This is a genomic window from Burkholderia sp. Tr-20390 (assembly GCF_017104595.1).
Taxonomy (GTDB): Bacteria; Pseudomonadota; Gammaproteobacteria; order Burkholderiales; family Burkholderiaceae; genus Burkholderia.
Map to the genome: position 1 here is coordinate 1 of NZ_JAAGPC010000466.1, position 512 is coordinate 512.

Genomic DNA, 512 nt, shown 5'->3' on the forward strand with positions numbered 1-512 from the left:
CACCATTGTCTTGTCTGGCGGTAGGTACCTGAGGTTATCTGTACTCATGGGGGCATAGCTCAGCTGGGAGAGCACCTGCTTTGCAAGCAGGGGGTCGTCGGTTCGATCCCGTCTGCCTCCACCAATCACCAACGCTAAGGGCTTGGTTCAGACACTGAACCGAGAATTTTGCATTGGCGATTGAGCCAGTCAGAGTGATACGTAGTACGTATCGGCTGTCGTTCTTTAACAATCTGGAAGAAGCAAGTAATTTGGATAGCGGAAGCGTCTTGAGATGGACGTGAAAACTATCCGGGTTGTGATTGTATCGATGTATCTCAAGATGATTCGAACTCTATGTTTGACTCAATTGGAATACGGCACAACGCGAGAACTCAACCTGTAGCGACTGTCGATGAGACAGACTCGTTATAGGGTCAAGCGAACAAGTGCATGTGGTGGATGCCTTGGCGATCACAGGCGATGAAGGACGCGGTAGCCTGCGAAAAGCTACGGGGAGCTGGCAAACAAGC

The 512-nt window shown here is 50.6% G+C and carries 1 tRNA gene and 1 rRNA gene; both read left to right on the forward strand.

The features are described from left to right. Positions 1 to 48 precede the first annotated feature (48 nt). Positions 49 to 124, forward strand: a tRNA-Ala gene (locus tag G3N98_RS39565). A 290-nt stretch (positions 125 to 414) separates the two neighbouring features. Then, a 23S ribosomal RNA gene (locus G3N98_RS39570) occupies positions 415 to 512 on the forward strand; the annotation flags it as partial.